At 56.3% G+C, this 268-nt stretch carries 1 tRNA gene; it reads left to right on the top strand.

What is annotated here, in order from left to right:
• Positions 1–183: 183 nt before the first annotated feature.
• A tRNA-Ala gene (locus OGY08_RS00265) sits at positions 184–259 on the top strand.
• Positions 260–268 lie beyond the last annotated feature (9 nt).

Genomic DNA, 268 nt, shown 5'->3' with positions numbered 1-268 from the left:
GCTTGTAGCTCAGGTGGTTAGAGCGCACCCCTGATAAGGGTGAGGTCGGTGGTTCAAGTCCACTCAGGCCTACCAAATTCGCCTCCGTGCTGTGTTACGGCGATGCTCGCATACTTCAGTATGCTTCGCACCACCGCGCCTTGCCCGGAAACGAATTAGGGTACAGAGATTAGCATTTACGATGGGGTTATAGCTCAGCTGGGAGAGCGCCTGCCTTGCACGCAGGAGGTCTGCGGTTCGATCCCGCATAGCTCCACCATCCTTACTG

It is taken from the genome of Citrobacter sp. Cpo069 (assembly GCF_030332785.1).
GTDB lineage: Bacteria > Pseudomonadota > Gammaproteobacteria > Enterobacterales > Enterobacteriaceae > Citrobacter > Citrobacter portucalensis.
Note: the sequence above shows the minus strand (reverse complement) of the source record. Positions and strands in the feature narration are given on the sequence as shown.